The 23,421-nt window shown below is 64.5% G+C and carries 21 protein-coding genes; 8 read left to right on the top strand and 13 right to left on the bottom strand.

The features are described from left to right. Positions 1–17: 17 nt before the first annotated feature. Together EPO50_RS25845 and EPO50_RS25840 are read right to left on the bottom strand one after the other, a co-directional pair. A complete protein-coding gene (locus tag EPO50_RS25845) occupies positions 18–1,196 on the bottom strand; it encodes an efflux RND transporter periplasmic adaptor subunit (RefSeq protein WP_296348959.1) in 1,179 nt (392 codons plus the stop codon). Beyond that, on the bottom strand, positions 1,186–4,377 hold the full coding sequence (locus EPO50_RS25840; RefSeq protein ID WP_296348957.1) for an efflux RND transporter permease subunit: 3,192 nt from the start codon (positions 4,375–4,377) through the stop codon (positions 1,186–1,188). The genes EPO50_RS25845 and EPO50_RS25840 overlap by 11 nt, the downstream gene beginning before the upstream one ends. 164 nt (positions 4,378–4,541) lie before the next feature. Here EPO50_RS25840 and EPO50_RS25835 point away from each other — a divergent pair, with 164 nt between their 5' ends. Both EPO50_RS25835 and EPO50_RS25830 read left to right on the top strand, forming a co-directional pair. Then, the gene (locus tag EPO50_RS25835; RefSeq protein WP_296348956.1) at positions 4,542–6,134 is read left to right on the top strand and encodes a GMC family oxidoreductase; all 1,593 of its coding nucleotides are present in this window, start codon (positions 4,542–4,544) and stop codon (positions 6,132–6,134) included. A gap of 80 nt (positions 6,135–6,214) precedes the next feature. Beyond that, on the top strand, positions 6,215–7,099 hold the full coding sequence (locus tag EPO50_RS25830; protein WP_296348954.1) for an FkbM family methyltransferase: 885 nt from the start codon (positions 6,215–6,217) through the stop codon (positions 7,097–7,099). Here EPO50_RS25830 and EPO50_RS25825 read toward each other — a convergent pair. Further along, positions 7,023–8,279 carry a glycosyltransferase gene (locus tag EPO50_RS25825; RefSeq protein WP_296348952.1) on the bottom strand — a complete coding sequence of 419 codons (1,257 nt, stop codon included), beginning with the start codon at positions 8,277–8,279 and terminating at the stop codon, positions 7,023–7,025. The two genes, EPO50_RS25830 and EPO50_RS25825, sit on opposite strands and share 77 nt — an antisense overlap. 217 nt (positions 8,280–8,496) lie before the next feature. Between EPO50_RS25825 and EPO50_RS25820 the strand changes: the two genes are divergently transcribed. Further along, on the top strand, positions 8,497–9,930 hold the full coding sequence (locus tag EPO50_RS25820) for an aminotransferase class I/II-fold pyridoxal phosphate-dependent enzyme (RefSeq protein WP_296348950.1): 1,434 nt from the start codon (positions 8,497–8,499) through the stop codon (positions 9,928–9,930). A gap of 64 nt (positions 9,931–9,994) precedes the next feature. Then, positions 9,995–11,305: a hypothetical protein gene (locus tag EPO50_RS25815; protein ID WP_367268063.1), complete on the top strand. Its 1,311-nt coding sequence runs from the start codon at positions 9,995–9,997 to the stop codon at positions 11,303–11,305. Here EPO50_RS25815 and EPO50_RS25810 read toward each other — a convergent pair. Genes EPO50_RS25810 through EPO50_RS25790 form a run of 5 tightly spaced genes read right to left on the bottom strand, consistent with a single transcriptional unit; the run spans position 11,210 to position 16,298 of the window. Next, positions 11,210–11,629 (bottom strand): thioesterase family protein, encoded by a 420-nt coding sequence (locus EPO50_RS25810; RefSeq protein ID WP_296348947.1) that lies wholly within the window; start codon positions 11,627–11,629, stop codon positions 11,210–11,212. The genes EPO50_RS25815 and EPO50_RS25810 overlap by 96 nt on opposite strands. Positions 11,630–11,632: 3 nt before the next feature. Next, positions 11,633–12,034, bottom strand: coding sequence for a hotdog fold thioesterase (locus tag EPO50_RS25805; protein ID WP_296348945.1), 402 nt, complete (start codon positions 12,032–12,034; stop codon positions 11,633–11,635). Continuing rightward, positions 12,031–13,536, bottom strand: a complete 1,506-nt coding sequence (locus EPO50_RS25800; protein WP_296348942.1) for an indolepyruvate oxidoreductase subunit beta family protein — start codon at positions 13,534–13,536, stop codon at positions 12,031–12,033. Before EPO50_RS25800 ends, EPO50_RS25805 begins: the two co-directional genes overlap by 4 nt. Continuing rightward, on the bottom strand, positions 13,529–15,685 hold the full coding sequence (locus tag EPO50_RS25795; protein WP_296348940.1) for an indolepyruvate ferredoxin oxidoreductase subunit alpha: 2,157 nt from the start codon (positions 15,683–15,685) through the stop codon (positions 13,529–13,531). Before EPO50_RS25795 ends, EPO50_RS25800 begins: the two co-directional genes overlap by 8 nt. Positions 15,686–15,701: 16 nt before the next feature. Then, complete coding sequence (locus tag EPO50_RS25790; protein WP_296348938.1) at positions 15,702–16,298, bottom strand: DTW domain-containing protein; 597 nt, start codon at positions 16,296–16,298, stop codon at positions 15,702–15,704. A gap of 34 nt (positions 16,299–16,332) precedes the next feature. Here EPO50_RS25790 and EPO50_RS25785 point away from each other — a divergent pair, with 34 nt between their 5' ends. From EPO50_RS25785 to EPO50_RS25775, 3 genes are read left to right on the top strand one after another with little or no spacing between them, the layout of a single operon-like run. After that, a complete protein-coding gene (locus EPO50_RS25785) occupies positions 16,333–17,124 on the top strand; it encodes a hypothetical protein (RefSeq protein ID WP_296348936.1) in 792 nt (263 codons plus the stop codon). Between the two features lie 24 nt (positions 17,125–17,148). After that, a complete protein-coding gene (locus EPO50_RS25780) occupies positions 17,149–17,370 on the top strand; it encodes a biotin/lipoyl-binding carrier protein (RefSeq protein WP_296348934.1) in 222 nt (73 codons plus the stop codon). Further along, positions 17,363–18,421 carry a putative sulfate exporter family transporter gene (locus tag EPO50_RS25775; RefSeq protein ID WP_296348932.1) on the top strand — a complete coding sequence of 353 codons (1,059 nt, stop codon included), beginning with the start codon at positions 17,363–17,365 and terminating at the stop codon, positions 18,419–18,421. The genes EPO50_RS25780 and EPO50_RS25775 overlap by 8 nt, the downstream gene beginning before the upstream one ends. 18 nt (positions 18,422–18,439) lie before the next feature. Here the strand turns inward: EPO50_RS25775 and EPO50_RS25770 are convergent, their stop codons facing one another. The 3 genes from EPO50_RS25770 to EPO50_RS25760 form a co-directional block, all read right to left on the bottom strand. Beyond that, entirely contained in the window at positions 18,440–19,687 is a 1,248-nt protein-coding gene (locus tag EPO50_RS25770; protein WP_296348931.1) for an Hsp70 family protein, read from the bottom strand. Positions 19,688–19,829: 142 nt separating this feature from the next. Beyond that, complete coding sequence (locus EPO50_RS25765) at positions 19,830–20,441, bottom strand: glutathione S-transferase family protein (RefSeq protein WP_296348929.1); 612 nt, start codon at positions 20,439–20,441, stop codon at positions 19,830–19,832. 7 nt (positions 20,442–20,448) lie between these two features. Continuing rightward, positions 20,449–21,438 carry a tripartite tricarboxylate transporter substrate binding protein gene (locus tag EPO50_RS25760; protein ID WP_296348927.1) on the bottom strand — a complete coding sequence of 330 codons (990 nt, stop codon included), beginning with the start codon at positions 21,436–21,438 and terminating at the stop codon, positions 20,449–20,451. Between the two features lie 248 nt (positions 21,439–21,686). Here EPO50_RS25760 and EPO50_RS25755 point away from each other — a divergent pair, with 248 nt between their 5' ends. Continuing rightward, positions 21,687–22,163 carry a MaoC family dehydratase gene (locus EPO50_RS25755; protein WP_296348925.1) on the top strand — a complete coding sequence of 159 codons (477 nt, stop codon included), beginning with the start codon at positions 21,687–21,689 and terminating at the stop codon, positions 22,161–22,163. Here EPO50_RS25755 and EPO50_RS25750 read toward each other — a convergent pair. Together EPO50_RS25750 and EPO50_RS25745 are read right to left on the bottom strand one after the other, a co-directional pair. Then, complete coding sequence (locus EPO50_RS25750) at positions 22,160–22,789, bottom strand: CoA pyrophosphatase (protein ID WP_296348923.1); 630 nt, start codon at positions 22,787–22,789, stop codon at positions 22,160–22,162. The two genes, EPO50_RS25755 and EPO50_RS25750, sit on opposite strands and share 4 nt — an antisense overlap. Next, complete coding sequence (locus tag EPO50_RS25745; RefSeq protein ID WP_296348921.1) at positions 22,786–23,406, bottom strand: phospholipid methyltransferase; 621 nt, start codon at positions 23,404–23,406, stop codon at positions 22,786–22,788. Before EPO50_RS25745 ends, EPO50_RS25750 begins: the two co-directional genes overlap by 4 nt. Positions 23,407–23,421 lie beyond the last annotated feature (15 nt).

Genomic DNA, 23,421 nt, shown 5'->3' with positions numbered 1-23,421 from the left:
GCCGTTCTGGCGAGAGCTTATCGCACGGCTTGCGGCTTGGCGGTATTCACGACGCGCACGAGGTCGCCATCGACCAGACCATCCGGCGGGCTCTCGATCACGCGGTCTTCTGCCGTCAGACCGCTGCCGATTTCGACCACTTGGCCGAGATCGCGCGCGATGGTGACTTGCTTCAGCTTCACCTTGTTGTCGGCGCCGACGGTCGCGACACGCAGACCCTTGCGGTCGAAGATCAGCGCACCAGCCGGGACGGCCAGCGCCTGCGTGTTGGCCGGCAACTCGATGCGCGTGTTGGCAAAGGCGCCGGGCATGAGCTCACCCCCGCGATTGTCGACGACGACCTGCATGCGCGTCGTGCCAGTCTGTGCATCGACCGCTCGCGCAGACGCCTCGACCTGGCCGTTGTAGACCTTGCCGGGATACTCGGGGACGGTGATCTGCACGTTGGTGTTCAGCCTCACCGCCGGCACGTAGTTCTGCGGGATGCTGACCGACAGGCGCAGTTTCTGGACGTCGGAGATCACGAACAGCGCCAGTCCGGCGCTCGAGTCGGCATTGATCAGCGCACCGACATCGGTGTTGCGCGTGGTGACGATGCCATCGAAGGGGGCCACGAGGCGCTTGAAGTCCGACAGCACTTCCAGCCGATCCACCGTCGCTTGGGCGGCCTTGGCCAGCGCCTGCTTGACGGTGAGATCGCCGGTCTTCTCGTCGACGGTCTGCCTCGAGACGGCGTTGCTGCTGCCAAGCTGTTGCCAGCGCTGCGCCGTCACCGTCGCCAGGGCCTCGGCCGCCTGCGCGCTCGCCAAAGCCGCCTTGGCCTGCAGAAGCTGCTGATCGAGGTCGGGCGCCTCGATCTCGGCCAGGAGCTGCCCGGCCTTCACCGGCGTGCCGATATCGACATGCCAGGCCTTCAGGAAGCCGCCGACGCGGGCATAGATCGGTGCCCGCGAGTAGGCTTCGAGGCGTCCGGGCAGGTCGAGATAGCTCTTGTTAGCCTGCAGGGAGGGGCTGATCAGGGCGACCGTTGGAACCGCCTGCGTATCCGTCCACTCCTTGAGCTTGGCTTCACTCGCCTGCCGGTCCCGAATGCCGTCAGCAACGACCACGACAAGAGCCAGGGCACAGATGGTCCCGGCAATCGCGAGGCCACGTCGCGATCGAGGTCGGGGGGCAGGTGGTTGCTCAGGCGACATGCGGGGCTCCGGGAATGGCGGCGGGCGCTTGCGCCGCCTTGCCGTAGTGACGGTGAATGACACTGAAAACGACGGGCACGAAGACCAACGTCGCAATCGTAGCAAAAATGAGGCCGCCGATGACGGCGCGGCCGAGGGGCGCGTTCTGCTCGCCGCCCTCGCCCATGCCCAAGGCCATCGGAGCCATGCCGATGATCATCGCCAGCGCGGTCATCAGCACGGGACGGAAGCGCACATAGCCCGCCTCCAGCGCCGCGGCCGTCGCGTCGCCCAACTCCAGCAACCGCTCGCGCGCGAAAGAGATGACCAGCACCGAGTTCGCCGTCGCCACGCCCATGCACATGATGGCGCCGGTGAGCGCGGGAACCGAAAGCGTAGTGTTGGTGGCGAACAGCATCCAGACAATGCCGGCGAGCGCCGCCGGGAGCGCCGTGATGATGACGAACGGATCGCTCCAGGACTGGAAGTTGACCACGATCAGCAGGTAGATCAGCACGATCGCGCCCAGGAGGCCGAACAGCAGGCCGGAGAAAGCGCTCTCCATCGTCTTGACCTGCCCCTGCAGCTTGACTGCACGGACGCTCGGTGGCGCGTCCTTGGCCAGCTCGCTCAGGATCGCCCGAATATCGGACGCGACAGCACCGAGGTCACGGCCCTGCACGCCAGCATAGATCTGCACCATGCTCTGCAGGTCATACTGCGAGACCACCGCATTTGCCGTGTCACGGCGCACGTCGGCGATGCCACCCAGCACCTGCAACGACGAGGCCGCCGGTGCTGCGATCGGCAAATTCGACAGGGCGGACAGGGAATCTAACCGGTACTGCGGCGTCTGCATCACGATCGAGTAGGAAACGCCGTTTGCTGGATTGAGCCAGTACGTCGGCGCGACCTGGCTCGATCCGGCAAGATTCACGACCAGCGAATTGGTGACGTCACGCGTCGTCAGCCCGACATACTGCGCGCGCGTGCGGTCGATATCGACGGCGAAGACCGGGCTGGCGCGCGACTGCTGGATGCGCGCATCGACGACGCCCGGCACCTTGCGGATTCGGGCCAGCAGCTTGTTGGCATAGTCAAAGCCGGCATTCAGGTCGGATGTACGGACCTGCACGTCGATCGGCGACGGCGCGCCGAAGTTCAGGATCTGGCTGATGATATCGGCCGGCAGGAACGAGAACGTGTAGCCCGGAAACATCTCGGGCAGTCGGCGCCGTAACTCGCGCACATAGTCCGCCGTCGGGCCGTGGTGCTCCGTGAGCTTGATCTGGATATCGCCGTCCTGCGGGCCGATCGTGCCGGTATTGTTATAGGTCATGTTGATGCCGCTGACCGGCATGCCGATATTGTCGACCATCGTCTGGATCTCCTGCGGCGGGATGATCTGACGGATGGCCCTTTGGATTGCTACGAAGTCGTTGGCGCTTTCCTCGACACGGGTGCCCACGGGACCGCGCGCGTGCATCAGGATCTGACCCGAATCGACGGTGGGGAAGAAGTTGCGCCCGAGGAACGGGGCCAACAGGAACGACGCCATCACGAACGCCATGAAGGCGCAGATGAACACCGTGCGATGGCGCAGCGCCAGACCCAGCAGGTCGTGATAGGCCGCGCGGAAGGCTTCGAAGCGCGCTTCGAAGCCGCGCTGGAACAGGATGAGTGGATTGCGTGTCGGCGGCTTCCCGTGGCCATGCGCGTCATGCGGCTTCAGCAGGTAGTTCGCCATCGTCGGCACCAGGGTGCGCGACAGGATGAACGAGCAGACCATGGCGAACATGACCGCCAGCGCCATCGGCACGAAGAGGAACCGCGCCACACCCTCCAGGAAGAACATCGGCACAAAGACGATGCAGATACAGAGCAGCGACACGAACGCAGGCGTCACGATCTGGCGGGCGCCATCCATGATCGCCGTCTCGACATCCTTGCCCTGTTCGAGATGCCAGTTGATGTTCTCGATGGTGACCGTGGCGTCGTCGACCAGGATGCCGACGGCGAGCGCCAGCCCGCCCAGGGTCATGATGTTCAGCGTTTCGCCAGCCATTGCGAGCAACGCGATCGATCCCAGGATAGCCAGCGGGATCGAGGTCGCGATGATGACCGTCGAACGCCAGCTCCCCAGGAACAGCAGGATCATCAGGCTGGTCAGGACGGCCGCCAGCACCGCCTCGAAGGCGACGCCGGTGATCGCGCCCTTCACGAACAGCGACTGGTCGCCCAGAAGCGCAATGCTGAGGTTCTCGGGCAGCGACTTCTTGAGTTCTCCGACCCTGTCCTTGATGCCGTCGATGATGGCGAGCGTGGAGGTCGAGCCGTTCTTCAGGACCTGCAGCAGGACCGATCGGCCACCGTCGACATGGACGATATTGGTCTGGGGCGGATTGCCGTCACGGACCTGTGCCACGTCGCGCAGATAGACCATGGCGCCATTGGCCGAGAAGACCGGCAGGTCGGCCAAGGCCTTGAAGTCGGTCGGCGCGTTGTTGAGCTGGATGGCGTATTCGTAACTGCCGATCTTCTGCGTACCGACCGGGGTCAGCAGGTTCTGCGCGGCGAGCGCATTGGCCACATCGTTGGCCGACAGGCCGCGCGACTGCATGGCGGCAGGATCGAGGTCGATCTGGATCTGGCGGAACTTACCGCCGAAGGGGAACGGGATCGCCGCGCCTGGCACGGTGACCAGCGGCACGCGCACCGTGTTGATGGCGAGGTCGAACACCGCCTGCTCCGACATGCCCTTGCCCGAAAGCGCGAGCTGGATGATCGGCACCGTCGAGGCGTTGTAGTTCAGGATCAGCGGCGGCGTGATGTTGGGCGGCATCTGCTTCAGCACGGTCTGCGAGATGGCGGTGACCTGTGCGTTGGCTGTGCGGATATCAGTGCCCGGCTGGAAGAAGATCTTCACGATGCCGACGCCGGTGTACGACGTGCCCTCGATATGCTCGATGTCGTTGACGGTAGTGGTGAGTGCCCGCTGGAAATTCAGCATGACACGGCCCGACATCTGGTCGGGGGGCAGGCCGGTGTACTGCCAGACAACGGCGATCACCGGGATGCGGATTTCGGGGAAAATGTCGGTCGGGGTCCGCATTGCCGCGAGCGGACCTACGATCAGGATGAGCAGCGCCAGGACGACGAACGTATAGGGTCGCTTCAGCGCGACCCGGACCAGAGCCAGCATCTTGGCGTTACTTCCACAAAAATTGAGCCGCCGGCTCCCCAGCAACGGCGACCGCTTATCGGAACATGACCCTGCAATCCTGTCGAGACGAGATTGCTCCTGTTAATCGCATGGCGGTGCGCTAGGCTCACATTCACGACATTAAGACACGGGAACCGGGGGAAATGGCTGAGTACGACTACATCATCGTTGGCGCAGGGTCGGCAGGCGGCGCGCTTGCAGCCCGTCTGTCGGAAACAGCGACGAACAAGGTCCTCCTGCTGGAGGCCGGCGCCGCCAGTCATCCCTATTCGCGGATGCCCCTCTCCTTCGGCCTGCTGATCGACAATCCGGCGGCCAATTGGCTCTACCAGTCCGAGCCGGAGGCCAACACGGCCAACCGGACCATTCCGGTGCCGCGCGGAAAACTCCTGGGCGGCTCCAGCTCGATCAACGGCCTTGTCTGGGTGCGCGGCCAGCCACTCGACTTCGACACCTGGGCGCAGATGGGCTGCCGCGGCTGGAGCTGGCGTGACGTCGCGCCGGTCTTCACCCGCATCGAGAATTTCGTCGACGGCGACGGCTCCAACGGCCGTGGCACACAGGGTCCGCTCAAGGTCTCGACCGTGCCCGACCAGAACCCGCTCTACGATGCTCTGTTCAACGCTTCGAAAGCAGCCGGCTTCAAGACCAACCCGGACTACAACAGCGAGGATCAGGAAGGCGTCGTGAAGACGCAGACCTCGATCTACAAGGGCCGCCGCATGAGCGTGGCCCATTGCTACATCGAGCCGGCGATGAAGCGATCGAACCTGCATGTCGTCACCAACGCCCACACGTTGCGCGTCCTGCTCGACGGCAAGCGCTGTGTCGGCGTCGAGTACGAGAAGGACGGCAAGATCGTCCAGGCGCGTGCCAGGGAAACGATTCTTTCGGCTGGTGGCGTCGCCAGCCCGCAAATCCTCGAACTCTCCGGCATCGGCCAGCCCGAGCTCCTGAAGAAGCACGGCATCGAGGTGAAGCACGAGCTGCGGGCCGTCGGCGAGAATTTTCGCGATCACATCAACGCCCGCATCATCTGGCGCCTGAAGGTCGCCAACGTTTCCTACAATCACATGGCGCGCGGCCTCGGGGCCGTCACGCAGATGATGAAGTACCTCGCCACCGGCGGCGGCTTCATGAGCCTGCCGTCGGCGCCCCTGCTTGCCTTCCTGAAGACGCGGCCGGAACTCGAGACGCCCGACGTGCAGATGCATCTCGTGCCCTACTCCATCAAGGACCCGAAGACCCGCAAGCTGCAGGACTTCCCCTCGATGACCATCGCCTGTTATCAGCTCCGGCCTGAGAGCCTGGGCTCGATCCACATCAAGTCGCCCGATACCAAGGCGCATCCGGCGATCCGCTTCAACTTCCTGGCCGACAAGATCGATCAGGATGCAATGGTCGCGGGCTTCCGCATGATGCGGAAGATCGTCGATGCTGCACCGATGGACACCTATCGCGACGAGGAGTATTCGCCCGGCGCTTCGGTGAAGAGCGACGACGAAATCCTCACCTGGATCCGCAACAATTCGCAGACGGCCTACCACCCGATCGGCACCTGCCGCATGGGCCCGCAAGGCCCTGGCACTGTCGTCGACGACAAGCTCAAGGTGCATGGTCTCGAAGGATTGCGCGTGGCCGACGCGTCGATCTTCCCGACCATGCCCTCCGGCAATACCAACGCGCCCTCGATCATGGTGGGCGAGAAGATGGCTGATATCCTGAAGGCGACCTGACGCCGCGGAGAAATCACCGCCTGATCACGGCCTTTTCTGGCGGTCCCGGCCTACGGTGCCCTCCCCATGTGAGGGTTCCGATGGCTACACCTGGAAACGCCGCAGGCTCGATCTCGAGGCAGCCGCCTGACGGCAGCCTCTTCAAGCAGTTCCGCCGAACACTTGCGCCCTATTGTCCGCAAGCCCTGCTCAACTGGCGGGAAGCGCGCTTCTATGGACGCTATGGCGAAGTCGAGCTGCATCTCCTGGAGTTCCTGTGTCATCGGAACTGCGATGCGATCGACGTTGGCGCCAACGACGGCAGCTATGTGCATTTCCTGCGGCGCTACGCCCGTCGCGTCATTGCCTTCGAGCCTTTGCCAGCACTTGCCGATGCCCTCACCCATAAGTTCCACGAGGGCGTCATCGTCAAGACCATGGCGCTGTCGGATCGGGCTGGCACGGCTGAACTCAACATGCCGGTCGTCGATGGTGTGACGGTGACCGGATGCTCCACCATCTCGACGACAGCCTCCATCACCTATCCTACGCGACGGTCCATCAAGGTGCCGATGGACTGTCTCGACAGCATCTACGGCGGCAATGTCGGGTTCATCAAGATCGACGTCGAAGGCCATGAACAGGCAGTGCTCGATGGCGCCGCCAGGACCATTCGTCGATGCCAGCCACGCATGCTCGTCGAACTCGACGAGCGCCTGTCGCCCGGCGGTCTTGCGCGTGCCCGAACCTACTTCGATCGCCTGGGCTATCGTGGCTACTTTGTCTACGACGGGCATCTTGAACTCATCGAGCAGTTCTCGATCGCGCGCATGCAGGATCCCGTCAACCTGCCCAACCTGATCGCCCCGCTGCAGGCCCGCCAGCGCTTCGGCCGCTATGTCTACAACTTCATCTTTCTGCCGCCAGACGAGCCGGAGAAGACGCTCCATCAGATTTCCGATCGACTGTCCCAGATCGCCGCTTGATATCGGCGGGTTCACGCATGTGCGCGAGAAGATGGCGGCCAATACGCTTCCAATCGAAGCGATCGGCGCAGGCTGTGTAGGCGCGCTCGTGCCAGGCGTTCAGGCGCGGAAAGTCGTCGATCATGGCGACGACCCCCTCTGCAAGCGCCTGGTGACTGTCGAACAGGCCAATGCTGTGCCCGTCACGCAGCGGCATCCCCGGGAGCCCCATGCGCATCGCGAGGATGGGCAGGCGATTGAAGGCGTAATCGAGCCCCTTGAGCTTGAAACCGCCCAATAGATCAGGCACCAGCGCCAGTCGAGCGCCGGCCATATAGGATTGGACGTCCGGGACAGGCCCCACGAACTCCACGGAGGGGAAGCGCCGGCGAAGCTTCTCAAGGTAGGCCGTTTCCACCTCGCCCACGATCTGCAGGCCGACGTCGGCCTCGGCAAGAATGGCGGCGCCGGCGACGAGGAAGGCTTCCAGACTGACCCGCTTGGGGGGCCAATCCAAGCTGCCGACCAGGATCGCGCGCCGCGGCACTGCTGCATCGATGATGCGCGCAGCCACCCGCGGTCCACCATAGCCGGGCGGCAGGAATGCGACGGGCTGGTTACCTCGATCAGCGGCAAAGAGACGGCAATCATCCGGGGTGTTGGACGTCAGCAGATCGGCCGAGGCGATCAATCGCCGCTCCAGCTCGATCACCTTCATCCGATCGATCACTTTCAACAGCCGTTTCAAACCACGAGCGTCGCGTGCAACGCGCCGTGCCACTGTGATCTCGTGATTGTGTGCAACATAGACGATGTGTGGCGGTCGAGCGCTCTGCCGCCGGTGGTGCAGGACCCGATCCAGAGCCCACCCCGCACAGATACTGTCGAATACGATAGCATCCCACGATTGCTCTGTGAGCGCGCTCTCGAGCGCTTGGACCATCTCTGGTGCCACGCGGGCCGCTGCACCCGGATCACGCGAAATCAGGCGACGCCAAGATGATTTTGGCTGCTCCCGTCCGAGTTGCCAGACGATGCCAGATGGATCGATCAGTGGCCGCTTGGTCTGAGGCCGCACCAGACCGATCACCGTGAGAGAGGCGCCAGCATCGCAAGCCGCTTCGATTAGCCCTTTGGAATAGATGAGCTGGCCGTTCGTCGCCGGCTCCGGATCGGCAAGCGTGATCCATAGGCATTGCATTTGGCAACGATGTGGTGCGGCCAGCCGCGTCACCAGTGATCAACTCGTGTCAGTGCTATCGCGATTGAACGAAGCAGGTGGCTCTTGTTGCAGGGCTTCTGCTTGGCGGCGGACACAATCTGGACACTAGCGCGTTACAGGGCGGCGATTTCATTATGACACCATGCCCGCCAGCCCCGGGCACCGCGAGAGGGGTGTCTCGCGAAAGGGAGGCAAGATGGCGTTGGCTGTATCGGAGGAGATGCCGTTTGCATCAACCTTCGTTTGCAACAAATCTGAAAGTGTTCTGTCGGTTATCGAGAAGTGCCTGGATAACGGATTGGGGAGCTGCTTCGTCATCGAGGATGATCGCAGCCTAATCGGACGCATTACGCTCGACGACATACGCCACGCCTTGCTGCATGGTACGGCGATCCATGATCCAACCATAGGTTGGCATCTCGCCAACACGGCAGCAGGCGTAGCCCCCCATCAGCGCAATGACACTGACGGCGAAGTCCTGAAGCCAGTGCTCGATCCTACCGGACGCCTGACCGGCATAGCGACTGATCGTTCGACCGAACCTGTGCAGATCGCCAAGCCGCACCTGACGCGTCACGAATTCCGCTCGATGCTCGATGCCTTCATCTCTTGCTGGATTTCGAGCAAGGGCCCCTACGTTGCGAAGTTCGAAGACGAGTTTAGCCAGTTCGTCGGCACCCGGCATGGTATCGCCGTGTCGAACGGCACCGTTGCCCTGCATCTGGCACTGGCTGCGCTCGGCGTGGGGCCAGGCGACGAAGTCATCGTGCCGGATCTCACCTTCGCCGCGACCATCAATGCCGTGCTCTACTGCGGCGCGACGCCGGTGATCGTCGACGTGGATCGCACGACATGGTGCATGACGCTGGAGGCGGTCAAAAGCGCCTGCACGTCGCAAACCAAGGCAATCATCCCGGTTCATCTCTACGGCCGGCCAGCCGAGATCGGTCCGATAGCCGACTATGCCAGGAGCCGCGGCATTGCCGTGGTAGAGGATTGCGCGGAAGCCCACGGCGCGCGCTACGACGGACGTCTGGTTGGCCAGTTCGGCGATGTCGGCTGCTTTTCTTTCTACGCCAACAAGATCGTAACGACTGGCGAAGGTGGCATGTGCCTGACCAATTCAGAAGACCTCGCTGCTTCTATGCGCCTGCTGCGCGACCATGGCATGTCCCCGGAGCGGGCCTACTGGCACGAACGTGTCGGATACAACTACCGGATCACCAACCTCCAGGCCGCCATTGGCGGAGCACAACTTTGGCGCATCGGCGGCACGTTGCGCCGTAACGCCCGCATCGCAGCCCTCTATCATGAGGCACTTCGAGGTATTCCGGGCGTGCGCTTCCCACCAACCCTGCCGGATGAATACGAGCCTGTCGTGTGGCTGGCCTGCGTGCAGGTGTCGGCGGAAAAGCGCCTGCCCATCATGCATGCGGCCCACAAGGCCGGGATCGAGATGCGGCCCTTCTTCCATCCGCTGTCCACCTTGCCACCTTACAACAAGTATGCGCGCGCTTGCCCCGTCAGCCTCGAGCTTTCCGCCACTGGCATCAATCTCCCCACCTCGAGCGCGGTCGACGAGCAGGTCGTAGCGCGCGTGGCACGGGTGTTCCATGACGTGCTCGGCTAAGCATCGCGTCATGCCGCTTCTCTCCACAATCATCGTTGGAGGCGGTCCCGGTGGATTGGGACCGTTGATCTGGGCAGCGCAACAGGGGCTGCTGCCAACCTGGCTCAATCGCGGCGTCGCCATCGTCGAACGCCAAGCCCATCTCGGCGGGACCCTGGGCAGGTTCGGCATCCATTCCGACTCGCTGGGCGGTTCGTATTTGGAATGTCTCGAAGCCCCGCACTTGCCTGCCACCCTGGCTTGCCTGCGTGACGATCCGGTCACGCACGAAATGGCTGGGTATCGCCAGAGCTTTCCACCGCTCGCCCTTGTCGACCGCTTCATGCGCCGGATCGGCTCGGCTCTCGGAGCGATGTTTACGGGCCCCTCCTCGCTCTACCTGCGCACGACAGCTCAAGCCGTTCGGCTTCACCCGGACGGCAGCGTCACCGTCACCGCTACGTGTCCGGAGGGTAGCAGCTTCGTCCTTTCCGCCCGGTCCGCCATTCTGGCAATGGGTGGCAGGCAGCATTGTCCACAGCTGCCAGTCCCTCCCGAACGGCACGTCATCCCGTCGGACCAGCTGCTGACCGTCGAAGGGCTGTGCGACGCCAACAAACTCATGGCGGTCGCAGGCTCGAGGCGCATTCTCATTCTGGGTGGTTCTCACAGCGCCTACGCTGCAGCCGGCGCATTGTTGGAGCTCCCTGCTGCACAACACCTTGCTCCCGGACAGATCGCCATCGTGCAACGCCGTGAGCCTCGCATCTTCTATCCCGACCAGGATGCCGCCAGGCACGACGGGTATGATGTTGCCCCGGGCGATATCTGTCCGCGCACGCAAAGGGTCAACCGGATGGGTGGCCTGCGCGGCTATGGACGCGAGACCTGGCGCCAGATCACCGACCGCCCTGGATTACAGCCCGAGACTCGCGTTGTACGCATGGCCTTGCAGGATCTGTCCGCCACCGAACTGCACACAGCGATCGACGCCGCGGCACTGGTCGTACCCTGCTTCGGTTATCGCTCGGTAACCCTGCCGGTGTTCGACAGCAATGGTGAGCGCTTCGAGCTCAACGCCGACAAAGGCGGAATCGCCGTCGGCGACGATTGCTGCCTGCTGACTGCAGACCAGAGAAAGCTCCCCAATCTGTTTGGTATCGGTCTTGGCACAGGATACAGGCTGCCAGCCAGCATGGGCGGCGAGCCCAACTTCGACGGCCAAGCCAACAGTCTGTGGCTCTATCAGAACGACATCGGTGCCACGATCTACCGCGCCATCGATGAACTCTCGCCTGCCCTACCCTCCGAGACTCCGCCTGACGTCCTCGGGGAGCTCGACCGCGCGCAGGGAACGCGCGTCGCCGTCCTTGCGAGCCCAAATACGGGTTTCTGACCCTTCGGCCGCAACCACGCCCGAAGCATCGCGGAACACATGGCTGATGGTGAAGGAACTCGTGCCGAAGCGCGAGACGTGGCTTTCGATCACCAACGTCTCGCCATGCTGTGAGGGACGGCGGAAAGAGCATTCCGCCTTCACCAGGGGCGTGCCTTCTTTCCATTGGCCGCTGGTGATGTCGTCCCTCTTGAGGCCGGCCGCGAGGAACAGCCGATAGGTCGACTGATCGCACCAGCGGAAGTAGGCCGGATAGTAGACGATACCGGCGGGGTCGCAGTCGCCCCACTCGACGGTGATCTCGTGTCGACTGATGAGCGCCATGGTTCAGATCACCACCGGCTTGCCGCTGATCAGCGCGGTACCGGTCATCGCAGCCACCAGCTTGCCGTCGGCACGCACGATATCGATGCGGTAGTTCGAAGCCTTGCTGGAGCGTGAGATTTCGACCGCCGTGGCCGTCAGCACATCGCCGATGCGCGTGGCCATACTATAGATCATGTGGGCGTCGATGCTGCCGGAGACGGCGCCTTGCGAATTGCAGGCATAGCCGAAGGCGGCGTCCGCCAGGGTGAAGGTCAAGCCGCCATGGCCGACGCCGTTGAAGTTCAGATGGCGCTCCTCGATGGTGACGCGCGTCACGGCCCGGCCGAGCGACGCTTCGACCAGCTCGATGCCGAGGCCGCGGGCGAATGTGTCCCGCCGCGCGAGAGCCGAGACATCGATCACTCGGCGGCCTGCCGGAGCGGTGGACTGGCGGATGCGATGGCCGCCAAGGTCTTCGACAAGGTCTCTCCCTCAGGATCGGCAAGGGCCGCCACACGCGCGTTGGCCACGGCATCGGCTGCGGTTCTCGGCGACAGACGACCGGCCAGCGCCGGAGCGATCACCTCGTCGGAGATGCGGCGATAGTTGCCCAGCCCACGCTTGTAGGTATCGCCATACCCCTTGATGAGTCGCGCCAGCTCCGCGATTTCACGCGCCAGATCGACACTGAGCCGTGACGCAGCGCGAATCTGTTCCAGCCAATGCTCGATCTCGGCCTGTTCCTCGACATAGCGGAAGGTGCGCGGGCGCCACCAGCGTAGGCCGGCAACCAGGCGCAGACGCGCAAAGCCCAGGATGGTCGTCGTGCGCACATGCATGGAGAAGTAGGTCTTGCCCAGCCGGCCTGTGCGCTCTCCCCAGGCGAGCAAGCGACGAGCGAGGCCCGGTGGCAGTACGGCGGCGATCTCCTCGATGCCTGGCTTGAAGTGCTCCGTGATCGTAAGTGGTTCCTGGTCCTTGGCGCGTACTTCGGCCCGAACCCGCGCCACCCGCTCCGCCGACGTCTTGGCCTGTGCCACACGGATCACATCCTCGAAAGACATGCGCACGGCGAGATGCCGCGCCACCTCACGCAGGAGATCGGCCGAGCCCAGGGCGTGGATCGTGTCCAGCCGATCGAGATAGAGCGTCGCGTAGCCACGATCCTGATAGCCAGTGAGGCGGCGAATGCCCTCTTCGACGATATCGAGGCTCGAGGCTGGATAGGTCCGCCGCGCCCGCTCGATCAGATCTTCGACACCCTGCGCCGCGGCTTGCCGCTTGCGGTGCTCCCGCACCGCCTGCTCCAGTTCACCGCGTGCATGGCCACGTCCGAAGGCAAAGGCCGCGAGATTGGTATCGATCGACTTGCCGGCGTGCCGGATGGCGGCCTCGAAAGCGCTGTCGGCGATCGGCAGCTTGCCCGATCCGGCCAATGCGCCCAGCAGGACGGCGTTGATCACGCCCCCCGACTCCTCAGCCGCCTGATCCATATCAAAGAGGATCTGTTCCTTGCTGCGTTCCTTCACGGCGCGCAACAGGCGGCCGACATCGAAGCTGCCGTCACCCATCGCCATGCGCTCGCCGATCGCTAGCACGCGATGGGTCGAAGCAATCAAGGTCGTGCGATCGGGCGTCACGAAGCCGTTGAAGATCATACGGCCGGCTTCCAGAAGCTCGGTCGCGAGCGCCACGTCGACTTCGCCGATGGCCGGATTGAGCGCCAGCACCGAAACAGCCGGCGCGGTCCCGGGCATCACTTCGAGATAGTAGGTCGTGGCGCCCGTGCGTTGCGCGACACCAGGAATCTGCGTGGCCTGCACGCCCAGCCCCTGGCTTTGCGCCGCCGTGACAATCCAGTCGCACAGCACGCCGCCACCGTCGCCGCCCAGGGCTCCGATCAGGATCGTAACAGGCTTAGGCACTCGCCATCGCTCCGATAACGGTCGACCGCACACGCCATTTCAGGCGGTCCCACCAGGTAGCGTTCTGCACGATCTCCGCCTTGTAGAAAGACGGGCAGAGCACGGCCGCGTCCGCCACTTCACCGCAGAGGCCGCAACCCACGCAGCCGTTGTTGACACTGGCCACGGGGTCCGTGCGCAACGGATCGGGACTCGGCTTCACGACCAGCGACGGACAGCCCGAGAGCCGGATGCAGGAGTGATCGCCGGTGCAGACCTCGTCATCGACGCCATAGCGCGTACGCACAACCCGCTCGCCGCGCTTGAGCTGGGCGGCAATCTGCGGACGGATACGGCGCTGGCGGGCAAGCTGGCATTCGCCATCGGCGACAATGACCTTGAGGCCCTTGTCGTCCGTGCTCATCGCCTCGCGCAGGGTCTTGAGCATGGTGCCGACATTGTACGTCCTGATGGTGCGCAGCCAGCCGACACCCATCGCCTTCAGGGTGGCCGCGATGTCCGACGTCGTCTCGCCGTCGCGGCGATTGCCCGAGGTATTGGGAATGAACTGCGCGCCGGTCGCCGAGGTGTAGCCGTTCTGCATGATGACCAGCACGCGGTCACCGCGGTTGAACATCGAGGAGGCAACGCCGCTCAGCAGACCATTGTGCCAAAAGCCGCCATCCCCCATCACCGAGATGGTGCGCTTCTGCATGACTGGCGCCACAGCGCCGGCAGCCGCCAGCGACATGCCGAAGCCCAGGATTGAATTGCCGAGGTTGAACGGCGCCAGAGTCGCGAAGGAATGGCAGCCGATGTCGCTCGAGATGTGGACCTTGCCGACTTCGCGTTCGAGCAGCTTGATGGCCGAGAAGACCGGCCGTTCGGGACAGCCGACACAGAAGCCTGGCGGCCTGAGCGGCAGCGGCCCGCCCAGCAGACGCTGTGCCTCTGCCCGGCCGGCACGTGCCACCTCGAAGCGCTCGCGTGGCTTGCTGAGGTCGATATCGTTGGCCGATTGCGCGAAGAACTTCAGCAGGCCGTCCGTCACCACCTCCGCCGTGTATTCGCCGGCCATCGGCAGGACGTCCTTGCCGTAGATCTTGGTGTCGATGTCGCGCTTGCGCAGAAGGGCGTGGATCGCCTGCTCGATATAGTCGGGCGCGCCCTCCTCGACGATCAGCACGGCGCGCTTGCCCTTGCAGAAATCGGCGATCTGGTCGGGCACCAGCGGATGCGTGACGTTCAGCACCAGCGTCGGGATCTTGCCCTCGACCTCCAGGCGATCGAGGCCCCGCACCAGCACGTTGGTGATGCCGCCCTGGACGATGATGCCGAGATCGGAGCGCTCGCCGGGCAGAAATTCGTTCAACCCATGCTCGACGATGAAGCGCTCGGCGGCCGGCTGGCGTACCTCGACCTTCACCTTCTCATGCGCATAGGTCGACGGCGGATGAGAGATGCGGTCGTAGTTATGCACCGCCGGATTGGCGAGGCGATGGTTCCGCGAGATCGCCGGTGGCTTGTTGTCCTTGGCGATGAACTCGCCGGTGACATGACAGGCGCGAATGCGCAGCTCCATCATCACCGGCGTATTGGTGGCTTCCGAGAGCTCGAAGGCCTTCTCCGTGCAGCGCACGATGGTCGGCAGCGAAGGCCGCGGATCCATCAGCCAGACGGACGACTTCAGCGCATAAGCCTGGGTGCGTTCCTGGATGACCGAGGCGCCTTCGCCATAGTCCTCACCGACCACGATCAGCGCGCCACCGATGACGCCGGGCGAGGCAAGGTTGGACAGCGCATCGGCCGCCACGTTGGTGCCGACGATCGACTTCCAGGTGACGCAGCCTCGGATCGGATAGTTGATCGAAGCGCCGAGCAGCGCCGCCGCCGAGGATTCGTTGGTGCAGGTCTCGAGATGGACGCCGAGCTCGTCGAGCAGGTCCTGCGATTCGACCAGCACGTCCACGAGATGCGAGACCGGCGCGCCCTGATAGCCGCCGACATAGGCGACGCCCGACTGAAGGATCGCCTTGGTGACGGCCAGGATGCCTTCGCCGCGGAAGACCTCGCCCTCGCCCAATCGCAGCGCCCGGACTTCCTCGGTGAAGGAGCGCTCCGGGTTGGTGCGCTGGGAAACGGGAAGCTGGGCTACCGGCTGGTCGAGCATGGATGGAGTATAGGGGCTAACGCCTGGACCGACGATCCCGTTTGGAATCGCGAACGCCGGCGGCGCGGGCCTTGGCCAGCAGCTCGCGGAAGGGAAGGAGCAGGCGTTCCCGCACTGCAGCATCGCCTTCCAGCACCTGAAGCGCCAGCGCAACGGCCTCTAGGGTCGACACGGCATCCGGCCGCGCTTCGCGCCGCAGGTCGCCGTAGAGCGAGGGGCCGTCGGGTACGACCACGAACCGGCGCAGCTTGGTCAGCCACGGGTTGCGCCACCACAATGCCTTGGCCTGTGCCCAGTTGCCGTCGAGCGCGATCAGGCCCTTGAGGCCGGCCAGCCCGGCCGCCTGATCGGCCAGTGGCTCGCCCTTCCGATCGACGGCGACCAGAGGCGCCCGCCCCTTCGCATGCGTCGAACCGAGATAGAGCACGCCCCAGTCCTTGGCCTCGGCCGGTTCCTTGACGGCATGCGCGAGGTTGCGCCACGAGAGGCCGATCACGACTTTGGCGTTGGCAAGCGTCGCGGCGATCAGCCGTGCCGTGCCCAGGACGCGATCCTGCTCCTGCGGATGTTGCAGGACCAGGATGCTCACTTTGTTGTCCACCGGTTCGGACATGGCCGAGGTATAGCGTCCCCGCTAGGTTCGCGCGATGTCCGTTGCCGTCCTGACTTTCGACAGTGTCACCAAGCTGCCGCCCGAAGCGGACGGCGCTGTCGTTATCACCGGCTCTCATGCTGCGGTCTATGCCGCCTACATGTCGGCCAAATACGGCTGCCGGGCCGCCATCCACCACGATGCCGGCATCGGCAAGGATGAAGCCGGTGTCAGCGGCCTCGCCTACGCCGACAAGCTCGGCATGGCGATGGCAGCCGTGGCGACGGCCAGTGCGCGCATCGGCGATGCGGCCGACTTGCAGCGCAGAGGCATCATCAGCCGCGCGAACGGACTCGCGATGAAGTGCGGCGTCGTGCCGGGCATCCCGGTCGGCGAAGCCGCCGAACTTCTCAAGCAGGCGCCCTGGCCGCATGTGATGCCTCCGGCCAAGGGGGAGAGCCGACACCTGGTCGAGAGCGTAATCTGCGCCGATTCGGCCAGCCTGCTGATACCCGAGGACCAGGGGCGCATCGTCGCCACGGGCAGCCATGGTGCGCTGAATGCCGCAGCAGCGACGGCGCCTTTCCAGCCGCTCCTGCTGATGTTCAACGATGCCGGCTTCGGCGCCGATCGGGGTGGCGTCCTGGCGCTGGCCGAACTCGACAAGCACGGTATCGCCGCCATCGCCGTCGCGGCGCAGTCCGCCTGCATCGGCGATGGCCGCTCCACTTTGCAGGACGGAATAATCTCGGACGCCAACGCGGCGGCATATCGGCTAGACGCCCGTGTGGGCGGCTCTGCCCTTGCACTGGCGCGCGCGGTGGCCGAAAAGCATAAGGAACGCTAGCGCAGAGCGGGAGAAGCTACGGGAATGGCCGTCGTCAATGTGAAGTCCGAGATCGCGGGCAATGTCTGGAAGATCCAGCTCAAACCCGGCGATCGCGTCGATGTCGATGGGGAGATCATGATCCTCGAGTCGATGAAGATGGAAATCCCGGTGCTGTCCCCCAAGGCGGGCGTCATCAAGGAAATCAGGGTCAGCGAAGGCGAGGCAATCGGCGAAGGCCAGCTCGTCGCCATTCTCGATGCGTAGCAGCACCGTCGCCGTAGAGCTGGCGCGGCTCTGGGCGCCCGACAACCTCCGCCGCTCCGCCCCCGGCATTGCCCTCTGCGCCGCCATCGCGGCCGTGGCGTTCTATCTCGACACCCATAGCCTGCTGCGTTTCGGCGCCGTCTGGGTGCCGCCGCTGATCCTCACCCTGGTGATCGGCATGGCGTTGCAGCCCCTGTCGACCAAGACGGTGCTGAAGCCCGGACTGGAATTCGCCGGACGCACCCTGCTCCGCATCGGCGTCGCCCTGCTGGGCGCGCGGCTGACCCTCGGCCAGCTCGTCGACGGCGGAGCGCTGCCGATCGTGATCGCCGTAGCGGCCGTCGCCTGCACCATCGTTTTCGGCGCCTGGGCGGCACGTTTCTTTGGTCTCAGCCGCGATTTCGGCCTGCTGACCGGCTGCGCCACCGGCGTCTGCGGCGCCGCGGCTGCAATGGCCGCTTCGGCCGTGCTGCCCAAGCACGAGAATTCCGACCGCGACCTCGCCTTCACGGTGATGGGCGTCAACTTCCTCAGCACTGTCGTGATGGTGATCTACCCCACCCTGCACGATGTGCTGCGGTTCTCGCTGTTCGAGATGGGCGTGTTTTTGGGCGGTGCCATCCACGACGTGGCGCAAGTCGCCGGCGCGGGCCAGACGATGGGCCCGCAGGTCCTGAGCGACTCCATTATCACCAAGCTCCTGCGCGTGGCTGCCTTGCTGCCGGCCATCGCCGGCATCGCCTGGTGGGTGGCCAAGAGCGGCGGCCCGCAAAGTGCCGCCCGCCCAACGCCGCCGGTCTTCCTGTTCGGCTTTCTGGCACTGGCCGCGCTCAATTCGATGGGCGTCGTGCCGGCCGACGTGCGCGATGCGGTGGGTCAGGTCTCTTCGTTCCTGATCATCACGGCCATCGCGGCCCTGGGCATGAAGACGTCGCTGTTGGCGCTGGCACGCATCGGCATGGGTCCAGTGATGCTGCTGATCACCGAGACGATCTTCATTGGCCTGCTGGTGGTCGGCCTGATCTACGGCCTGCGGACCTTCGGCCTCTGAGAGGCAGACGCGCCGCGATCAAAAGATCCCGGCCATCTGCGTCAGTCCCGACGCGACGGACAGGAGATCCGAGCCACTGGCAAGACGGGCGGACGGTGCCGCCCGTCCGATCGCCGCACGCACGGCCGGTACACGGCTCGACCCGCCCGTGAGGAAGATCGTGTCGATAGCTGCAGGCTTCACGCCCGCCGCCGCGATGCATTCACTGGCGGACCTGTAAAGGCGTTCCGTCCTCGTCTCGATGGCGCCGTCGAATTCGGCGCGCGTCGCTGTGACCGATAGGCCCGCCTCGAGAAACGCCAGAGACACAGCCGCGCGCTCCTCCGCACTCAGAGCGATCTTGGCATCTTCCACGGCGAAGGCCACGCGATGGCCGAGCCGCTCACGCACAACGGTCAGCAGACGTTCCACCTTCTCGGGTTCGCGCGCGAGCGAGACCAGTTCGGCGAGTTGGCGTTCGTTCCTGTAGGTGTACGCGAAGTTGATCGTCGGCCAGGCGGCCAGCTCGTGATAGAGCGCGTTCGGCATCGGCAGGCTCTTCTTGACGAGCTGCGTGCCCAGCCCCAGGAGCGGCATCACCGCGGCGAGGTTGAGCGCAGTATCGAAGTCGGTGCCGCCCACGCGAATGCCGGCCGTCGCGAGCACGTCCCGAGCACGATCGGTGCGCTCCCGATGCTGTGGTCCAACGCGGATGATGGAAAAGTCGCTCGTGCCGCCGCCGATATCGGCGATGAGCGCCAACTCCTCGCCTTGCACCGTCTGTTCGTAGTGATGGGCGGCGGCGATGGGCTCGTACACAAACGCGACGTCACGAAACCCGACCTGTTTGGCGATCCCCTCGAGCACCGTCTGTGCACGCGCATCCGCCGCGTCGTCATCGTCGACGAAACGCACCGGCCGACCATGCACGACAGTCGTGATCTCCTGCCCGGCGAAGGCCTCGGCCTTGTGCTTGAGGTGTCGAACGAAGATCTCGACGACCTGCTTGAGCGGCACCTTGCGGCCCCCCAGGAGGGTTTCCTCCTCGATCAAGGGAGATCCCAGGATCGACTTCAGCGCCCGCATCAGCCGGCCTTCGGTCTGCTCGACATAGGCCGAGATGGCCTCGTCGCCGAACAGCATCCGGCCTTTGGTTTCGTAATCGAAGAACACGGCGCTTGGCATCAGGGTGCTGTCTGCTTCGACGGGCACCAGCGCCGCTGTCTTGTCGCGCGCAACGCCGATCGCCGAGTTCGACGTCCCGAAATCCAAACCGCAAGCGATCATCTGTGCCCCATCTGATGCGAAGGGGCTCTCATCTATTGCAATGCGTCGCGCGTTGCCAGTCTGTTTCTTGTCGCCTAGACTCGCCTTGATAAAGGGATGTCCGAGGCTTCGGGCGTCCCTTTTTTCTTGCTGCAGTAAATGACTACGCTCGCGCCGTCGGGCGTGACGAGACGGCGTTCCACCAACGCGTCAGGTTGGCGTGATCCTCGGGAATCGCGAGCTTCAGGGCGCCCCGCGCCGTCAAGAGAGCCACCTGTGCGGTGATGTCGGCGATGTTGTATCGGTCGATGCCGATGAACTCGCGGCCTGCAAGTTCCCGGTCGAGCCAGCCCATGCGCTCCACCAGCACCTTGCGGCGCTGCTCGCCCCACGCCGCAATCTGCGTGCGCTTGCCGACCCAGAACGGGTTGGTGTGCACGAAGACATCGATGGTCGGCAGCAGGAGTTCGAGCTCCATGCGGCGGTTCCACATCTCGACCTGCGCCCGCTCCAGCGAGGAGCGGCCGAACAGGGGCGGCTCGGGAATCATCTCCTCGAAGTAGCGGCAGATCGCGACCGATTCGGAGATCAGCGTCCCGTCGTCCAGTTCGAGGACCGGCAGGGTGCCGAGTGGATTCTTGGCCAGAAAGGCCGGCTGCTTGTGGCCGGCACTTTCCATGTCGAACTCTTCGACAGGAACGGACACCCGCTTTTCGGCCAGGAAGATGCGGACACGGCGCGGATTGACGCCGTTCTTGAGGCTGTAAAGTTTCATGGTGCGCTCAGGTCCCCGGCTTCGTTCCCGTCGCCTTCACGACCTCGCCCCAGGTGTCGATTTCCTTCTTGATGAACTCGGCGAAATGGATCGGCGACCCCGGCGCTGGAATGGCGGCGCGCTGCTCGATCTGGCGGATCACCGCATCGTCGTTCAGCAGCGCCGTCACGTCCTTGTTGACCCGAGCCACGATCTCGAGCGGCGTCCGCGCCGGCGCGGCGAGGCCCGACCAGCCGGCGGCATCGAAGCCCGGCAGGGTCTTGGCGATGGGCGGGATATTGTCGAGCGGCGGTGGCGCCGTCCGGGCCGTCGTCACCGCCAAAGCCTTGATGCGGCCGTCGCGGATATGGTTCAGCGCCGAGGCGGTGCTGTCCATCATGAGCTTCACGTGGCCCCCCAACAAATCGGCCATGGCCGGTCCGCTGCCCTTGTAGGGCACATGCACGATGTCGAGACCGGCCTTGAGCTTGAACAGCTCCATGCTGAGATGCTGCGACGTCCCCGGCCCTGCCGAGGCATAGGAAAGCTTGCCGGGTTCCTTCTTGGCGAGGGCAATCAGCTCCGCCAGCGTATTCACCGGCAGGGTGGGGTGGGCCACGATCACCAGCGGCACGAGGAAGATGTTGGAGATCGGTAGGAAGTCGACGAGCGGCTTGTAGGGCAGATCGGGATAGAGGCTGGGATTGACGCCGAACGTCCCGCTCGAGACGACCATCAACGTGTAGCCGTCGGGGGCCGCCGCCTTGCCGTATTCCGTGGCGGGAATGCCGCTGCCGCCGCCCTTGTTCTCGACGATCACCTGCTGTTTCCAGATGTCGGTCAGCTTCTCGGCCATCAGGCGCGCGAAGATGTCGGCCGCCTGTCCCGGTGGGAAGGGCACGACGAACCTCACTGGCTTGCTCGGCCAGGGCGATTGCGCGATTGCCGGGGCCGCCAGCGCTGCACTTGCCGCACCCGCCAGCGCCAATGCACGGCGTCGCGTCGGATTAGTCCGCATCCCAAGTCTCCGAGTTCGTTTCCGCTGACAGGCTAGCACAAGGACCGAAGAATGGCCGCATCCCACCCCGCCCCTGTCGCACCGCCTCGCGATGCGGCCGGCCTCGCGGATACCAACGTCTCAGACTCGACATAATCGGCGCCAAAATAAGGGGCGTGACGAAGGCTCATCACCCGATGAGCCTCGTCGCGATTACATCCTGTTATCGGAACCCGGTGCCCAGGCACCGTCTACATGGAGCTGGTCCTTTGACGGATCGCTACTACGAGGATTTCAAGGTCGGCGACCGTTTCACGAGCGGTGGCCTCACGATGACCGAAGCCGGCATCATCGAGTTCGCGCGCCAGTGGGATCCACAACCGTTCCATATCGATGTCGAGTTCGCCAAGAAGTGGACCTATGGCGGGTTGATCGCATCGGGGTTGCACACGATGAGCGTGACGCTGCGCCTCTGGCTCGACCTCGGCGTGTTCCGCGCCTGCAGCCTGGGATCACCCGGCATCGGCGAGGTTCAGTTCGCCCGGCCCGTGCGCCCCGGCGACACGCTGCGCGTGGTGACCGACATCGTTGAATTGCGTCTTTCTGCGTCCAAACCCGACCGTGGGATCGCGCGCGTGCGTCAGGTCACGATCAATCAGCGAGGTGAAGCCGTGCTGGAACAGGAAACGACGGTGTTCCTGAAGCGGCGACCGGCACTCGCCGCGAACGCCAATCTTCGATTCTAACGCCAGGCGAAGACGGGTTGCTCGTAGTGGTCGACGCGGGTGTCGCGGCCGGCCAGAGCTACTTCGCGGAACTGAAACAACAAAGCGGCCGTGGGTGCATTCACCGTCGCGACCGGCAAGGGCAGTCGAATGATCGGCCGGTCGGATTCTTCGATCGCCACGATCTCGGGGGAGCCGTCTCGGAACAGCTCGCCGCAGCCGATGCGATAAGCGCCCGCCACCTCGGTGGGATTGGGAGCCACCGTGATGCCCGGCGCCCAAACGACGACCGGCGCGATCAGATAGCCCGAGCGTGTTGGATAGTCGTCGAGCGTGCCCAGGATGTCGTCGGTCGAAGCCAGCACGCCCAGCTCCTCGTGCAGCTCGCGTAGCGCGGTCTGCTCGATCGTCTCGCCGGGATCGACGCGGCCACCGGGCAGTGCCCACTGGCCACCATGGGCCCGCAGCTTGGGCGTGCGCTTGGTGAGCAGGAAGGCCGCCTCACCCGGCTGGTCGGCCTCGACAATGACGACCGCGACCGCGGCTCGTTTCAGCGCTCCGGCGTCAACACGGCGACGAAGGTCGAAGCGGCCGAGACGAGCAGTGACTTCGTCGCGCAGCGTCTGATCAAAACGAAACGATTTCACGCGCCTTCAGGCCTCCGGAACGTCCAGACGACCGCCGGCGGTATATTACGCCATATCCGCTTGCCTCTCGTTGCCACGAGCCTCAGGCTTTCGCGCAGGGCGAGTGGCACCGGCGGCTTGGGGCCGTAGGTGAATTGCACGAGGGCGCCACCCCGCGGCAGGGCATCGAAAACGCCGCGAACGATACCGTTCACGACCTCGGCTGGCAGCGACAGCAGCGGCAGGCTGGAAACGATGGCTGCCGGCGAGCCGAGCCCCTGTTCCTGCAAGAGATGTGGAAGGCGCGTGGCGTCACCCTCGATGATGCGCGGCCCCAAAAAATGGCGGCGCAGAAAGGCGGCCAGTTCGGGTTCACGTTCGACCAGCGCCAGCCGGTCGGCAGGAATCCCGGCCGCTAGCAACGCTCTGGTGACCTGCCCGGTCCCGGCGCCAAGTTCGATGACATGTCCCTCGCGTCCGTCCATGGCGGCCAGAGCCGCTCCGGCCATCGCCTGGCCGAGCAAGCGGCCGCTGGGGACGACAGAGCCCATCGCGAAGGGGCGGCGCAGCCAGCGCTTCAGGAACAGGGCCGTTCCTGAGCGCGAGCCGAGACCGTCGGGTGACTCGATCGAGGGCATGATCAAACGCTAACA

Source organism: Reyranella sp., from assembly GCF_004297405.1.
Classification (GTDB): Bacteria; Pseudomonadota; Alphaproteobacteria; order Reyranellales; family Reyranellaceae; genus Reyranella.
This window is presented reverse-complemented; position numbering and strand designations above follow the sequence as displayed.

Bases quoted from the DNA above. Each gene is read 5' to 3' on its own strand.
- EPO50_RS25810 (WP_296348947.1), bottom strand. From the start codon at position 11,629: ATGGCGCTCATCAGTCGACACGAGATCACCGTCGAGTGGGGCGACTGC.
- EPO50_RS25795 (WP_296348940.1), bottom strand. From the start codon at position 15,685: ATGCTCGACCAGCCGGTAGCCCAGCTTCCCGTTTCCCAGCGCACCAAC.
- EPO50_RS25745 (WP_296348921.1), bottom strand. From the start codon at position 23,406: ATGCCCTCGATCGAGTCACCCGACGGTCTCGGCTCGCGCTCAGGAACG.
- EPO50_RS25785 (WP_296348936.1), top strand. From the start codon at position 16,333: ATGTCCGTTGCCGTCCTGACTTTCGACAGTGTCACCAAGCTGCCGCCC.
- EPO50_RS25845 (WP_296348959.1), bottom strand. From the start codon at position 1,196: ATGTCGCCTGAGCAACCACCTGCCCCCCGACCTCGATCGCGACGTGGC.
- EPO50_RS25830 (WP_296348954.1), top strand. From the start codon at position 6,215: ATGGCTACACCTGGAAACGCCGCAGGCTCGATCTCGAGGCAGCCGCCT.
- EPO50_RS25780 (WP_296348934.1), top strand. From the start codon at position 17,149: ATGGCCGTCGTCAATGTGAAGTCCGAGATCGCGGGCAATGTCTGGAAG.
- EPO50_RS25765 (WP_296348929.1), bottom strand. From the start codon at position 20,441: ATGAAACTTTACAGCCTCAAGAACGGCGTCAATCCGCGCCGTGTCCGC.
- EPO50_RS25835 (WP_296348956.1), top strand. From the start codon at position 4,542: ATGGCTGAGTACGACTACATCATCGTTGGCGCAGGGTCGGCAGGCGGC.
- EPO50_RS25840 (WP_296348957.1), bottom strand. From the start codon at position 4,377: ATGCTGGCTCTGGTCCGGGTCGCGCTGAAGCGACCCTATACGTTCGTC.
- EPO50_RS25770 (WP_296348931.1), bottom strand. From the start codon at position 19,687: ATGATCGCTTGCGGTTTGGATTTCGGGACGTCGAACTCGGCGATCGGC.
- EPO50_RS25775 (WP_296348932.1), top strand. From the start codon at position 17,363: ATGCGTAGCAGCACCGTCGCCGTAGAGCTGGCGCGGCTCTGGGCGCCC.
- EPO50_RS25825 (WP_296348952.1), bottom strand. From the start codon at position 8,279: ATGCAATGCCTATGGATCACGCTTGCCGATCCGGAGCCGGCGACGAAC.
- EPO50_RS25790 (WP_296348938.1), bottom strand. From the start codon at position 16,298: ATGTCCGAACCGGTGGACAACAAAGTGAGCATCCTGGTCCTGCAACAT.
- EPO50_RS25820 (WP_296348950.1), top strand. From the start codon at position 8,497: ATGGCGTTGGCTGTATCGGAGGAGATGCCGTTTGCATCAACCTTCGTT.
- EPO50_RS25760 (WP_296348927.1), bottom strand. From the start codon at position 21,438: ATGCGGACTAATCCGACGCGACGCCGTGCATTGGCGCTGGCGGGTGCG.